Genomic DNA, 14212 nt, shown 5'->3' with positions numbered 1-14212 from the left:
CTTGATTTCTCCTTTCATTAAGCGAACTCGTTCCACGAAAGCGTTCGCAAGGGTCTGTAATAGATCATCGACAGACTGTGTATTTGTCTAGAATCAGAAAATGAATGAGGGATATATAAGATCATACATATCCCTCATTCATAAAAAAATTATTATTTTTACTTTTTAGCTAATGCATCGGCACGCATTTTAATAATCTTTTGCGCTTTTTCCGTATCCGCAGCAACTACATCATTCCAGCCGAGGCCTATCACATCTTTCTTCATCATTTCCCAAAGCTTGTCGAACTCTGCTTGATTCTTTGCGAATACCATTTTCCAGGATGTGTTCTTTACATAGTCAGAAATCTGGCTGCGTTTGTTTTTAATATCTGATGAATCGCTTCCTAAACTTGTATTGATATTGGGGACGATATCGATCATCTTATGTTTCAAGTAGTAATCTGTTGCGTTTTCTGCATTATAAGTGTTCTGCCAATCCGTCGTTAGCGCTGTCTTGTTTGCTTCAATTGTTGGGCTCCAGTAATTGCTGTTATAGAACTCCCCTGTCTTTGGATCTTTGGCAAAATCGCTAATGATCATCGTGTTGAGCTTACTTTGTCCGTCCTGGTATCCGCCGCCTCCGTACTCTTCCGGAACAGGTGTATTTTTCTGGAATGCGGTTTGACCCACTTCGGTCAGCTTAAACTTGCCGTCTGCCGTCTTTTCGTAGTTGAAGCCTTCAAATCCATTCACATAGTAACGCAGGCCTTCAGGAGAAGTAGTCCAATCCATGAATTCCATGATCCGATCGGGATCATTGGCTTTGGAACCGATAGCAAAAACTCTTCCATTGCCGTAATAAGCATCGCTTGCCTGAATAATGTGCGTGTCAGCGATCGGAACAGCAACATTCCCGTCACCTTTTTTACCTCTTTCAATTGAATTGTAGAACCCTGTTTCCCATGAATACCACAAGAGAAGTACCTGCTTGTTGGTCAGCTTTTCGGAAACTTTGTTCCAATCCTGGGTTGGTGAGTCAGGGTCAACCAAACCCATCTGATTTGCTTTAAAATAGAATTGCAGAATCTTCTTGTACATACTGTTGTCATCGATGAGCGGAACGATGTCGCCTTTTGCATTCAACTGGATGGTGGTGGTTCCTTCTGGCTGCTCATAACCGTACCAATTGCCTAACCAGCGTGCATTTTCCATAGTGCCTCTGCTGTCCCAATCCTTCCACAAGGTGATCGGAGCGATCGGTTTACCGTCCGGAGTCTTGGGATATTTCTCATGCATTTGCTTCAGTACATTTAAAAGATCATCCAAATTGTTCAGCTTGGGAGCCCCAACTCCCTTGAAATAATCCCAAGGCATTATTGGGCTTGAGTAAGGGGTTTGTTCCGAGAATGTCGTTGGAGAAGTATCTGCCTCAAAAGTCGGCAAAGCATAAATCTTGCCATCCGGATTTACTTTTTGAAATGCTGCATTGAAAGGTTTGAAATGATTATCCACATATTTGGACAGGTTCTGCGTATTCTTGATCTTATCCGTGAGATCCATAATCAGACCGGCTGGAATTAATTCTTCTAACTGACTGTTATTGACGATCAGGAGATCGCCTAAATTTCCTGCTGCCGATCTTGTCTTGTATAGCTGATCGCCGGCAACCTGCGGAGCAAGAATGTTCAATGTGATATTGAACTTATCCTTAATAAGCTTTCCATACCACCCTTTCTGCTCGCCTTGATAATTTGCTGCATTGTCAAAAACGGTAATGGTCAGCGGTTTACTGTGATCTATCGCTGTACTAGCCTTGGATATAGCTCCAGTACCGGAGTCTGGTGACTTACTTGGTGCCGTTGATGCAGCCTTATTGTTAGATTCGCCTCCACAGCCGGTCAATGCTACAGAAACCATGAAGAGGCAAGCAAACAACATCAACATCGATTTTTTCACTGCTTTACTCCGCTTACTCATGTTCAACCCCCCATATTCTTTCAATTTATTATAACGGTGTAAGTTATCCCTTCACTGCACCGATCATAATCCCCTTTACAAAAAATCTTTGGAAAATCGGATAAACCAACAAAATAGGCGCTACAACAATAATGGTCACCGTCATTCGAATTGAAGTAGTGGTTTGCTTTGTTGCCAGACTTGTTATGGCTGTCGAACCGGCATTCTGCAGGTTTACCATGCTGGATATGGAACTTGCCTGATTAATATAGTTATATAGAATAAACTGCAAGCTATATAGTTTGCTCTCCGTAACCAACAACAACGTATCCTGGAAGGAATTCCACTGATCCACTGCCGCGAATATGGCAACCGTAGCCAATATGGGCTTACAGATGGGCAACATGATTTTGAAAAAAAGGGTCATGGTCCCGGCCCCGTCGATACTTGCCGCATGTTGCAATTCCTTCGGCGTTGATTCCACGAAAGTCTTTACAAGAATGATGAAAAACGGAGCTACGATTGTCGGCAGAATATAGGCCAAAAAATTGTTTGTCAGATGCAAAGACCTCATTGTCAAATACCACGGAATAACCCCGGCATTAAAAAACATGGTTAAAACCGTATAGCGATACCAAAATTTTCTCCTCCACATATCCTCCTGGGTAAACATGAATCCCAAAAAGGCGGAAGCCCCTACCGTTAAAGTGGTTCCGATCACGGTCCTTCCTACAGATACAACGGCTGCATCCCACAACCCCGGTATTTTAACCACATCCACGTAGTTATGGAATTGGATTTGCATCGGGTAAAAGATAACATCACCTTTGGCACTGATATCGTTTGCACTTATCGTATTAATAATGATCGAGTAAAATGGATATACACAAATAAGCGCATACAGGGAAAACAGGAAATATATTAAAACAGTCATCATTTTGTCTGTTGGGCTGACCTGGACTTTAATTTTTCTAGTGAGATGGCTGCCAGGCACTTTATCATTCGGCGCCAGACCTACTGCTGTATCACTCATACAATACTCTCTCCTCTTAGTCTTTTTGATAGTCCGTTTACAGAAAAGAGAAGTACAACACTAATCAAGCTCTTTAGCATACTGATCGCGACGGACACGGAATAGCTGCCGCCCCCCATTGCCAGGTTGTAAACATATAAGTCTAAAGCCTGTATGGAATCCTTGTTAAATGCATTTTGAAATACGAAATATTGCTCCAAGCCATTATTCAGAAAACTCGCAATTTGCAGCATCAACAAAACAAAATAGGTCGGCACCATACTCGGCAATACGACATGCCAGATCACCCGCATTCTTGTCGCGCCGTCTACATAGGCCGCTTCATATAGAGAATCATCTATACTCATAATCGCCGCTATATACAATATGGCTGACCAACCCAATGTTTTCCAAGTCGTCCACATCCACATCATAATCCAAACATGGTCGGAGTTTTGAAGAAGTAATACCGGGGAATCGATAAATCCAAGTTGTTTCAAAAGGCCGTTGACTATACCTTCACTAGAGAACATTGAAAATGCCAGTGAATAGACCAATACCCAGCTGATGAAGTTCGGCAAGGTTGTTACCGTCTGTATAAACCTCCGGAAACGTACGGATTTGATCTCAGTCAGGAATATGGCAAAAATCATTGGAAGCCAGGAAAATAGCAGATTCAAGCCACTCATCCCAAACGTGTTCTTGAGTATTTGAAGCGTTTGATCGATCTTTACTTGGTTTTCGACCAAGGTATGAAACCACTTCAGACCAACAAACGGCGATTGGGACAGCGGAATCGGCGGCGTATAGTCAAAGAATGCATAAACCCAACCATATAGCGGGTAATATGCAAAGATACCAAGTAAAACCATAAAAGGCATAATAAAGAGGAATTTCATTATTGAGATGCTTTTCTTGCTATATTTTTCTATTCGTACCATGTCAGGCCCCCTATTTTATATTCAACGTATTTATTGACAAATAACGATATCCCAAAAAAATATGAAGTGCCGAAATGGCAGTTTCACTCTACTCCAGCGCAAAAGGTCATGGATGAATTTGAGGACGTTCCTTGTGTTGATAGCGTTTTCATTCGGTTTCATTAAAACTATTATAAGATATCATTTTTTTCAAAACAATGACCTATTCTCATCGATTATTGATCTATTCTCATATTGCTCGGTGAATCACGATGATGGCATCCGGTGTATCCTAGTTCTTTCTTGAATATTCGGTTAAAAATGTTGTGACGTGTATCCGAACCGTTTAGAAATCTCGTCAATCGTTAATTTGGCCGCATAATTCTCATGAATATAGTCGAGCACCTTTTGCATCATCTTGACTGAATATTGCTGCAGGTACTGAAGCGAATTGCTTTGCATTTTGAGCTCCAAAAGCAGCGAAAAAATGATTTCCGAGCTGCTATAGACGGTTTCTTCTTCTCCCCACTCCCTCCACAACAGCTCAATGAGCTCCATGATTCGTCTTGAGGAACGTAAAGCCAGTGGTTGGTGATGACGCAATTGGAATAGGTTCAAAGCTGAGTGGCTGCAATAGAAGCGGAGAACCGCCGCATCCCATTCTTCATCTAAAGCTTGAAACTCTAGCATATGTCCTGGCTTGACAATAACGGCTTGATCCGGATGCAGTTGAAAAGATTGTTCGTCTTGAATGCGGATAACCGCTTTACCGACTCTTCCGATCATCAATTCATAGAACTGCGGTACAGCCGACCCATCTGTAACAAATTGCTTATTTAAACCGATTGCGCACAGTCTGAACGGATGATAAATACGTTGGTTGTTGCAAAAAGCGTACATACGATTCCCCCCAGATGATTTTCTAAGCCCCTGTAACAACTTTCAGAACACACATGTAAGTGCTTACATTTTGGAGTACGTCTGAGTGATGATAAGCTTTCCAAATGCAAGCGCTTCAACCCCTACTGTATTTGGCATGCAGCCTCTCGTATTCGGAGCGCGTAACCGGCAATACGGCCCCATGCCTCGGCTTGGTTGGCAGCGCGAAATCCGCAGGCATCGTCCATTCGCCCGAATCTAGATCGGTCGTCTCCAGCGGTATATACCCTCTTAATCCATACTCGTCAATAAATAAGTACCATTTATCCCCTTGGGGCGAACGGATCATGAACGGATCGCGCACGCCTCTCTCCCCTAATTGAGAAGCTCGTTCCCGATAAAGGAGAGAAGCGGAACGAAAGCGAACCTTTCCTATTACGCCTGAATACTTGGGTTGGGGCTACATAGCATCCTCTACAGTTTCACCTGTTGCATCAACCCGTCTTCGCCAAAGTTGAGGGGGTCTATGCAAACTTCGCGGTGATAGCCTTTTCCTTGTGTAAACCTTGTCAGTGGCGTGACGAACCGGTGATAAGCAATCAAATACTTATCTGTGCCGGGCTCCTGCAGAATCGAATGATGAGCGGTGCCGAGCATGTCCTTGTCCTTGTTTTTGAGAAGTACTGGGTAGCGGTAAGTTACTGGACCGTAAAGATGCTCCGCCGTGCCATAGTTCACGTGGTAATCCTCGCTGCCGGTGTCATCGCAGGACCACGTGAAGTGATACTGCCCGCCGCGCCTCAGAACGGTGACCGCCTCCCGGAAGTCGTGCAGTCCGACAAGATTCTTCATCGTATCCTCGATGACGCTTACCATATCTTCGCCGAACTGTACGATTGCAGGGTGTGCATTTCCAAACAGCATGTAAGCCGTACCGTCATCCTCAATAAAGACGGATGGGTCAATGGTCTGGCCCATGGCGATACCAAGACGCTTCATCTGTTCCATGGTAATAAGCGGCTGCGGCTGCGCGCGAAATGGGCCTGCCGGAGTCTCGGCAACTGCAACACCTATGGCGCACTCTCCGCTTTCCATTTTTCCGCAGAAATAATAGTAATATTTATCATTTTTGCTGGCAATGGCCGGAGCCCATGCGCTGCCGACAGCCCAGGGTACATCTTCCGTCGCAAGATCCAAAATCACGCCTTCGTCTTTCCAAATCCGCATGTCAGCCGAAGAAAACGCATGAAATTGCGTGCCCGACCAGCCCGTGAAGCCGTCGGTTGTGGGATAAAGGTAATAGCAGTCGCCGAACTTCACAAGATCCGGGTCAGCGAATTGTCCGGGCAGCACCTGATGGCCGTCGCCAAACGCCACCAGAAGGCGGCTGCATTCATCAGCGGTAATAGGGAGGACTCCGCCATGGCGTTTCTTAGTTTTCCCCAAATCGAACGACCCTTCCGGCAGAACCCGGAATTCTCCGCTTTCAAGGTCGGAGGTCAGCAAGGGGAGGTAGCCCTTTCCTTCCGCAAAGCGATCCACAATAAGGCACCACTCCTCGCGGTCGTTCAACTTGAAAATTTGCGGGCCTTCCACACCTAACAATTCCTCCAAAGCCGGAGCGGACAGATTGGTAAAGGAGTCTTTTTCCAGTGATGTGCCTTTTTCGACCCGGATATTCTTAGTCGTTTCATCCTTGGAATAACGGTAGTAGGTACCATTTTGGGCAATGATCGTGGTATCAATGATGTGGTTATCCCGTTCAATATACTTTTCAGGCGCTGTGAAGCTGCAGAAATCCCTGGTACGGGCGCTATAGATCTTTTGTTTCCGCTCTATTTCCTGCGGCTCCTGCGTCGCGGAGGCCCAGAACACCAGGAATTCGTCCGCGGCTTCGTCATAAATGGCCTCCGGCGCCCAGACGCAGCCGGCACCTGGTACGCCAAGCGTGACTGCCCACGGTGAAGACCAGTGCACCAGATCGGCGGATTCCCATACGATAATGTCGCGGCTTCCGGCATTCACCGCAGTGTCCCAGCCCTTTCCGTTTGCAATGCGGAGATCCGTGGCAATTAGATAAAACTTGTCCTCCTTAGGCGAGCGCACGATAAACGGATCCCTCACGCCCTTTTCCCCTAGTTCCGAACGTAGAACCGGTAAGCTCGCGTTCAGGTCTTTCCAATGCAAGCCATCCTCACTATAAGAGAAATAGACCTGTTCACCCTCAAGCTGCTCCCCGATAAAATGTACCAAAAGGTAACCTGAATATTTGCTGTTATATACTGTCAAAATAAAGTCCTCCCCTTTATGGAATTTTCGATTCGTTCCATTTTCCTCTCCGCCGCCTTTGCCGTCATCATTAAAATAAACGGACAGGTAACCGTCATATTCTTCGTGATCGGGCATTCTCCGCCTCAACCTCCATTTCGGCACGAAAGTGGATCATTCATATGATGTCTGTCTGCGAGGGTTTAAAGACAAAAGTCTTCAAACGGTCGATACCACGTAACGTTTTCCGCTTTCAGCATGGAACCCGATACAGCCGTTCCCCACTTGAGAATAAGTAATTACTTCGCCATCTTGCGTAATCCTTACGTTCTGCCTGGCGAGCACTTTGCAAGTCTGCGTTTTTGAAGCTGCGATTTCCGCCTTTGACAATGCGCCGCCCTTCCACTCCATATCGACTTCATAGCCTCCTCGGCCCCGCAATCCTTTGACAAAGCCATCTTTCCAGGCATCGGGCAGCGCCGGCAGGAGTTCCAAGTATCCTTGATGCGATTGCAGCAGCAGCTCTGCGATCCCCGCTGTGGCTGCAAAGTTTCCATCGATTTGGAAAGGAGGATGCGCATCGAACAGATTGGCATAAACGCCGCCTCTGTCATGATTAATCGGTTCGTCACCCTTAATGAGAGTCAACAAATTCGAGATTAACCGCTCTGCGCGATTGCCGTCCTTGAATCTTGCCCATAAACCGATTTTCCAACCCAGACTCCATCCCGTTCCCCCGTCCCCCCTTATTTCAAGCGATGTCTTCGCAGCTTGGAACAGATCGGGAGCAGTATGCTCCGTAATCAGCCGCCCCGGATAGACCCCGACAAGATGAGAAACGTGACGATGATGGACATCCTCGCCTTCGAAATCCTGCGACCATTCCTGTAATTGACCATGCTTGCCGATTTGGAGCGGCAGCAGCCTTTGCTTTGTTTCCAGCAGTGTCTTCGCAAAATCTTCATCGATCTTCAGTTGTTCCGCCGCCTGGATACAGTTTTCGAAACATTCACCGATCAAAGATAAGTCCATGGTCGACGCCTCGCTTACGGCATAGTGCTTGTCGCCGATCACAAATTTCTGCTCCGGAGAGGTCGAAGGCGATGTAATGAAATGTGCATCTTTATCTTCAATGAGCCAATCCAAACAGAATAACGCTGCTTCCTTCATGATGGGGTACGCCGTTTCCCGTAAAAACACCTCATCCCCGCTGAAGGCATAATGCTCCCATAAATGCTGGGTCAACCAGGTGCCGCCCATCGGCCAAAACGCCCATACCGGGTCTCCAATTCCAAAATCGCCGACCGGCGCCGTCTGGGCCCACAAATCCGAGTTATGGTGCGCCACCCACCCTCTTGCGCCATAATTCGTTTCCGCCGTCTTCTTGCCGTTCCGTGCCAACCTGCCAATAAAATCAATCAAAGGCTCATGCATTTCCGCCATATTGCAAGACTCTGCGGGCCAGTAGTTCATCTCTGCATTAATATTAAGCGTATAGTTGCTGCTCCACGGCGCCCGCGTTTCCTCATTCCATATGCCTTGAAGATTGGCAGGCTGAGTTCCCGGGCGGGAGCTTGCAATCAACAGATACCGTCCGTAATGGAACAGAAGCTCGACCAGACCGGGGTCGCTGCTGCCAAATTCGGCAATTCGCCGATCGGTCGGCATATCGGAGGGGGCTATGCTCTCCCCCAGAGACAAGGCAACTCTGCCGAACAGCTTGTTATGATCGTCAAGATGCCGGTTTCGAATCACCTCATACGGCTTACCGCTAACGGCGTGGATGGCATCCGTTGTAATTTGCTTCAGATTCAGTTCGGAACTGCTCGCGCCAATGCTTGGATCAAAGGAGGTCGACGCGTTGAAATACAATATCGCGCTAGTCGCTCCAATCACGTGCAAGCCGTCCGCATCAACCTTCATCGTTCCGCCTTCATGCACCGCAGCCAACCGCCCCTGGAACTTCAATGCTTGCGTGGTCTCCGAGTCTCCGTAACGAACGGGATCTTCTATATGGTGATAACTTGGGGAGACGTACTCCGGCGCATGGCCGGATATGACGTAGTGTTCGGACTCATAGGACGAAGTGAATCTTAGCGGACTATCTAATTGGGCCCGAAAACTGAGCTGTCCCGCCTTGCTCGATTGTAACCGCACGATAATGGCTTGGTCGGGATAAGAGGCAAATATTTCACGGGAATACTGAACGCCTCCAACGGAATAATCGACTGTAGCGATTCCCGCAGACAGATCAAGCTTTCGGCGGTATTGCCCGTATACATTGCCATGATCCATAACCAGCTGCAAGTCGCCGAATGGCAAATAAGATTGCGTAAAGGGACCCATCATTTCCTTGCAAAGCCGATCTGCTTCCTCATACTTGCCTTGCGCGATTTGCTCTCTCACCTTCAGCAAGACTTCTTTCGCCCCCAGATTATTCCAATCACTAGGGTAACCGGACCAAAGTGTATCTTCATTTAAAGCAATGCGTTCTTTCTCGACACCGCCAAAAACCATCGCGCCAAGTTTGCCATTTCCAACAGGAAGGGCTTCCGTCCAATAAACGGCGGGGGAATGAAACTGTATATTCATGGTGATTTCCTTTCCTTCATCTCAGAATAAATGTTGGTGTTTACTCGTTGTTCATACCCAATAATCCAAACGATTTCAGATTTGCAGGCACTCCTGCCGGCAAAGCCGTGTATAAAATTTTCACGTAACGGCAAGCATTCGGGGCGAGTAACTCGATCACGCTATCAATCTCTTCTCTATTATTGCGATAATCAAGCAATGTACTCCATCTATTTCCGTCGCTGGACCCTTCAAGTACAAACTGATATAACCCTCCGCAATCAAACTCCAGCTCGACCCGTTTCGGATACTTGACCCCCTCCAAATCGAGCGTCCAACATTCCCCGGGGTTTATGCTGCTAGCTCTCCATGAAGTGCTCGGGTCGGCATTGTTAGCATTGCTCTTAGCAAATCCTTTGGCTTCGCTGCTTGCTCGAGTTGGCCGATGCGTAGCGAGATCGAGCATTTCTATGCTGAACCTGGATTTATCCTGATTGCCCGTCTGAATCCGAGGTATCGTCATGTCCGGCTCCATTTCAGTGCCATCACCAACCGTTGTGACAAGCAATGCCGCTCCTTGCAAACCGGGCGAAGTCGCCGCTATGACCGTTTCGCCCGCATAATAAGAACGGAACGTAATAGCCCCTAGTCCTTCAATGATGGTGAGTCCCGATTCGGCGTTTATGAATTTAGGATCGTAAGACGGGAATTGGCCGGGACCGGATATGATCGTAAGCGTTACATCGGCAGTTGCATCCACCCGCTTCCCATTTATATCTACCAGTTCTACAACGAGCTGAGTATCGTCGGTGCCATCGTTCTTTATCGTTGTTTTGCTTCCTACACCAACATATAATTTGATCTTATTAGGCGTTCCCGGTTTTGGCCATTCCGGTTCGGAGCTGCCGGGAGCAGGCGGCCGGATTCCTAAATAGGCAAGGTTATGATCACCTGCGCCCGCTTGTTTGGCTAAATAATTAAACCGGTACCAATACCAACTGCGCAAAGGGAGCCGATTGTAGTCGATAATTCCCATATGCCCCATATCGTTTGCCAGACTGCCATGATGGAATCCGCACCACACGGCTTGACCGCTGCGCCATTTGGGAGCGGCAAAACGATACGGAGCGGCTTGACTTGCCGAGACGTGATCGTAGAACGGACGATATTTTCCGGGCCGATCCATCACTTCGCTTCCATATTCGGAAATGACTTGCGGGCATTCCGGACGATCCAATTCCGGATCATCGACCCGCTCATCGCCATCCCACTTCAGATAGAAGCCTCCGCCGTCCCCGTTCAAACCAGCAACATCCGAAATCTCCGGCTGGTCCAAATTCCACCTTTGCCCGCCGCCGGCTGCCGCTTTACGTGTCGGGTCTTCCTCGTGCGATACTTTCACCATTTTCTTAATGAGATCAATCGCCTTCTCCTTGACGGATTCATGGCTGAAGAACGGCTCATTGCACATGCTCCATACGATAATGCTTGGACGATTTCGATTGATGCGGATCATTTCGCTCAATTGCTGAATGGCGCTTTGTTCGAAGCCCTTTTGGTGCGCTTCCAGTACCGGATAAGCGCTGCACTTCCCCCAATGTGTCTGCTCTCCCGTGTCGCCAGCCGTTCCGCCAATTCCCCAGAAGGTCGCTTCAGACCAGAATAGAATGCCGTAGTAGTCGCAAGCGCGGGCAAAAGCCGGATGATGGGGGTAATGGCTGCCCCGAATGAAGTTCATTCCCGCATCCTTGATCATTTTGACATCGCGGTAAATGGCTGCTTGGGTAACCGCATCTCCCCAGCCGGCCTGATCCTGATGAACGTTCGCCCCGTTTAAATACACATGCTTGCCATTCAAATAAAATCCTTCGTGAGCCGTCCACTCCATCCATCGGAAGCCCATCTTATCCTCATAAACATCGGTAACGGCTCCATCAGCGACTACTTCGGTTGAAATACGGTAAAGGTACGGATCTTCCGGACACCAAAGTCGCGGATTCAGAATCGGTTCGCTAACGGAATCAAACTGCTGCACCCCGCCGGCCCTCACGTTATGCGTACTTTCCATTTCGGTCAGCACTTGACCTTGATGATCTGTAACGATCGTGCGAACCGTGGCCAATTTGTCTGTGCCCGAATGGTTGATGACCTCCGTTTGCATCCGCACCTTCATTTGCACATCATCATCGCCGGAAGCGAGCAAGGGAGTGGAAACAAACGTACCGTTCCAAGCGACATGAAGAGGCTCCGTTACGGTTAAGCTTACATCCCGATAAATGCCGCCGGAGAAAGTATGCTCCCCGGAACGCGGCGCAATTTGACCGTTCCATTCGTTATTCACGCGAACGGCAATGACATTGTCTCCTGGGCGCAGAAACTCGGTGATATGGATACTGAACCCGGTATATCCGCCTTCATGCATACCGGCCAAGCTGCCGTTGACATATACTTCCGCTATCTGGAACACGCCTTCAAACTCTAAGTGAACGATCTTGTTGTTGTCCCAGTCCGAATCCATCTCCACATGTTTACGGTACCAACCGTATCCGACATACCATTCGTTTTCCATAAAGTAAGGGATGCTGAAAGAATGGGGCAGCCCGATATGACTCCATGCGGCATCGTCATAATCCACTTGTTCCGGCCCATGATCGCTAAATCCTTCCCAGTCTCCGCGAATGAACTTCCATTCCCTGTTGACATTGATTATTGTCCGAAGATCTTTGTGTCCCAATCTTATCACTCACTCTCAAGATGATTAAAACGTATATCCAATAAAACAAAATTACTTTCCATGTTGAAATTATATCCCACAAAATCTATATTAGAAATAATAGAATATTACGGACAATATAACTAAACTACTTTTTGGGAGTGCTTCTGTTATGAAACGCGAATATTTTTTGCCCCAATTCGATGAGCTAAACTTTTTCTGTTTTCCTCATTCCGTCGGTCGGTATACATGCCCCGATCATCATAACGTCTGTCGAGAGGCTGGAGTAAGAGATATCAGCTTGCATTTAATAGTAGGCGGCAAGGGATATATCGAATTGAACGATACGGTCTATACGCTAAAACATGGGGATGCATTTCTTCATGTGCCGTTTCAAAGGATGCGCTACTATACTTCGGAAGATGATCGGTGGGACATCTATTGGATGCAATTTAACGGAAGCAAGCTGACGGATTTTTTATTGGAGAGAGGCTTTCACGATTCGGCAATTTGGTTTATAAAAGATATTGAGCCGTTGGAACAATCCTTTCTTGAATTGCTGGAAGAGATTGAAAGGAATAATTTTTCGCGACCAACCAAGCTCTCTTCGTTAACCTATTCGGTGCTTGCAGAATTTACAAGCAACGCCATTCCATTCTCCAATAGAAGGGGAAAAGAAAAAATCGACCGAATCATTGGGCTCCTTCCTATCATGCAAAAAAACTCGCATCTCCCTTTTGTCATGGAAGAGTGGGCGGAACAAGCTGGACTGACTCCCAATTATTTCTGCAGCCTTTTCAAAAAGGTAACCAAGATGACTCCTCTTGCCTATATAACGAAATGCAGGATTCTAAACAGCAAACAAATGCTGCTAAGCAGCCCGAATATGCCAATCAATCAAATTGCAATGGCATCTGGCTATCCCAGCGCAAGTTATTTCAACAAAATATTTATGATGATGGAAGGCATCACGCCAAGTGAGTTTCGAAAGAATCATTCGTATCACGAAGTGGATTCTTAAAAACCGTGATTCCCGTCACATTACGAATCAATTCATAAGAACTGCCCCTGAAATCATTTCAATCTCAGGGTCAGTTTTGTTGCTATTGTTTTCGAAATCGCCGCTTTACTTAGGCCGGATTCAAGATGAAATTATCAAACGCAATTCTTGTGACCGTACAGTAACCGCCGATCGTTGCGGATGTAGAGTTTGGTCCAGTCGTAAAGGTAATCGTCATGCTGTGAAAATTATTATCGGAAGTGATATTTTGGTTGATCTGGGTGCCGCCGTAATCCTTCACATAAGCGTAGCCTTGACCTGTACCCGATACGCCTTTGCCATCCACCGTCAACGTGTACGTCGTATTAGGAGAAAGCCCGGTTATCGTTTGCTCTACGTAGTTGCCCGGGTTCAAGAGCTCAACGCCGTAACCGCTGTTGTTTGCAGCCCACCTGTCGGAACAGCCGGAACTACCGAATTCTACTCGTTCATCACAGCCGTTACTTCCGCAGCGGATAAAGCACGATTATAGATGCGGAAGTCATCCACTCGTCCGTCGAGATAGGGATCGCTGGACCATTGCGAGCGTCCGATCCAATTCTGTGTGGTGGCGCCGAGTTGTGATGGTCTAATGTTTACGGCATTGCTGCCTACCTGCTGGCCATCGACGTAAAGCGTTCCCGTAGTGCCGTCCAGGGTAACGGCCACATGATGCCATCCGCCTGTCGCGATCGCAGCGGCTCCGTCAATGGTTCTCACTGCTGAACCGTTCTTGATCTCAAAACGGATGCCGTTGGTCGCGTTTAGCGGCGTCAGGAACATATATTTGGATGTTCCGGAACCGAAGTCGAAGATCCTCGACCAGGTGCTCACGGTATCCAGATTGACCCAGGCCTGTGTCGGGCTACCTAT

The 14212-nt window shown here is 47.3% G+C and carries 11 protein-coding genes; 1 reads left to right on the top strand and 10 read right to left on the bottom strand.

Annotated elements, in window-relative coordinates; all coding sequences use genetic code 11:
- Nucleotides 1–158 precede the first annotated feature (158 nt).
- The 8 genes from QFZ81_RS07295 to QFZ81_RS07260 form a co-directional block, all read right to left on the bottom strand.
- A complete protein-coding gene (locus QFZ81_RS07295; protein WP_307602098.1) occupies nucleotides 159–1958 on the bottom strand; it encodes a type 2 periplasmic-binding domain-containing protein in 1800 nt (599 codons plus the stop codon).
- Between the two features lie 43 nt (nucleotides 1959–2001).
- A complete protein-coding gene (locus QFZ81_RS07290; RefSeq protein ID WP_307446070.1) occupies nucleotides 2002–2970 on the bottom strand; it encodes a carbohydrate ABC transporter permease in 969 nt (322 codons plus the stop codon).
- Nucleotides 2967–3890, bottom strand: coding sequence for an ABC transporter permease subunit (locus QFZ81_RS07285; protein ID WP_307446072.1), 924 nt, complete (start codon nucleotides 3888–3890; stop codon nucleotides 2967–2969). The genes QFZ81_RS07290 and QFZ81_RS07285 overlap by 4 nt, the downstream gene beginning before the upstream one ends.
- Before the next feature lie 294 nt (nucleotides 3891–4184).
- The gene (locus QFZ81_RS07280; protein ID WP_307602096.1) at nucleotides 4185–4769 is read right to left on the bottom strand and encodes an AraC family ligand binding domain-containing protein; all 585 of its coding nucleotides are present in this window, start codon (nucleotides 4767–4769) and stop codon (nucleotides 4185–4187) included.
- Between the two features lie 115 nt (nucleotides 4770–4884).
- Nucleotides 4885–5112, bottom strand: coding sequence for a glycoside hydrolase family protein (locus tag QFZ81_RS07275; RefSeq protein WP_307446077.1), 228 nt, complete (start codon nucleotides 5110–5112; stop codon nucleotides 4885–4887).
- Between the two features lie 110 nt (nucleotides 5113–5222).
- A complete protein-coding gene (locus QFZ81_RS07270) occupies nucleotides 5223–7154 on the bottom strand; it encodes a glycoside hydrolase family 43 protein (protein WP_307602094.1) in 1932 nt (643 codons plus the stop codon).
- Between the two features lie 81 nt (nucleotides 7155–7235).
- Nucleotides 7236–9608 carry a glycoside hydrolase family 95 protein gene (locus tag QFZ81_RS07265; RefSeq protein ID WP_307602092.1) on the bottom strand — a complete coding sequence of 791 codons (2373 nt, stop codon included), beginning with the start codon at nucleotides 9606–9608 and terminating at the stop codon, nucleotides 7236–7238.
- A gap of 40 nt (nucleotides 9609–9648) precedes the next feature.
- Entirely contained in the window at nucleotides 9649–12321 is a 2673-nt protein-coding gene (locus QFZ81_RS07260; RefSeq protein ID WP_307602090.1) for a glycoside hydrolase family 2 protein, read from the bottom strand.
- A gap of 151 nt (nucleotides 12322–12472) precedes the next feature.
- On the opposite strand from QFZ81_RS07260, the gene QFZ81_RS07255 reads away from it, so the two are divergent.
- Nucleotides 12473–13321 carry an AraC family transcriptional regulator gene (locus QFZ81_RS07255; protein ID WP_307602088.1) on the top strand — a complete coding sequence of 283 codons (849 nt, stop codon included), beginning with the start codon at nucleotides 12473–12475 and terminating at the stop codon, nucleotides 13319–13321.
- Nucleotides 13322–13430: 109 nt separating this feature from the next.
- Here the strand turns inward: QFZ81_RS07255 and QFZ81_RS07250 are convergent, their stop codons facing one another.
- Both QFZ81_RS07250 and QFZ81_RS07245 read right to left on the bottom strand, forming a co-directional pair.
- Entirely contained in the window at nucleotides 13431–13715 is a 285-nt protein-coding gene (locus tag QFZ81_RS07250; protein WP_307446089.1) for a hypothetical protein, read from the bottom strand.
- A gap of 65 nt (nucleotides 13716–13780) precedes the next feature.
- A complete protein-coding gene (locus tag QFZ81_RS07245) occupies nucleotides 13781–14212 on the bottom strand; it encodes a LamG domain-containing protein (RefSeq protein ID WP_307450000.1) in 432 nt (143 codons plus the stop codon).

It is taken from the genome of Paenibacillus sp. V4I9, from assembly GCF_030817295.1.
Taxonomy (GTDB): Bacteria; Bacillota; Bacilli; order Paenibacillales; family NBRC-103111; genus Paenibacillus_E.
The sequence above is the reverse complement of the archived record's forward strand: the minus strand, read 5'-3'. Positions and strand labels throughout refer to the sequence as shown.

Coding starts and splice junctions, on each gene's coding strand:
- QFZ81_RS07295 (WP_307602098.1), bottom strand. CDS start 1,958: ATGAGTAAGCGGAGTAAAGCAGTGAAAAAATCGATGTTGATGTTGTTT.
- QFZ81_RS07290 (WP_307446070.1), bottom strand. CDS start 2,970: ATGAGTGATACAGCAGTAGGTCTGGCGCCGAATGATAAAGTGCCTGGC.
- QFZ81_RS07285 (WP_307446072.1), bottom strand. CDS start 3,890: ATGGTACGAATAGAAAAATATAGCAAGAAAAGCATCTCAATAATGAAA.
- QFZ81_RS07280 (WP_307602096.1), bottom strand. CDS start 4,769: ATGTACGCTTTTTGCAACAACCAACGTATTTATCATCCGTTCAGACTG.
- QFZ81_RS07270 (WP_307602094.1), bottom strand. CDS start 7,154: ATGCCCGATCACGAAGAATATGACGGTTACCTGTCCGTTTATTTTAAT.
- QFZ81_RS07265 (WP_307602092.1), bottom strand. CDS start 9,608: ATGAATATACAGTTTCATTCCCCCGCCGTTTATTGGACGGAAGCCCTT.
- QFZ81_RS07255 (WP_307602088.1), top strand. CDS start 12,473: ATGAAACGCGAATATTTTTTGCCCCAATTCGATGAGCTAAACTTTTTC.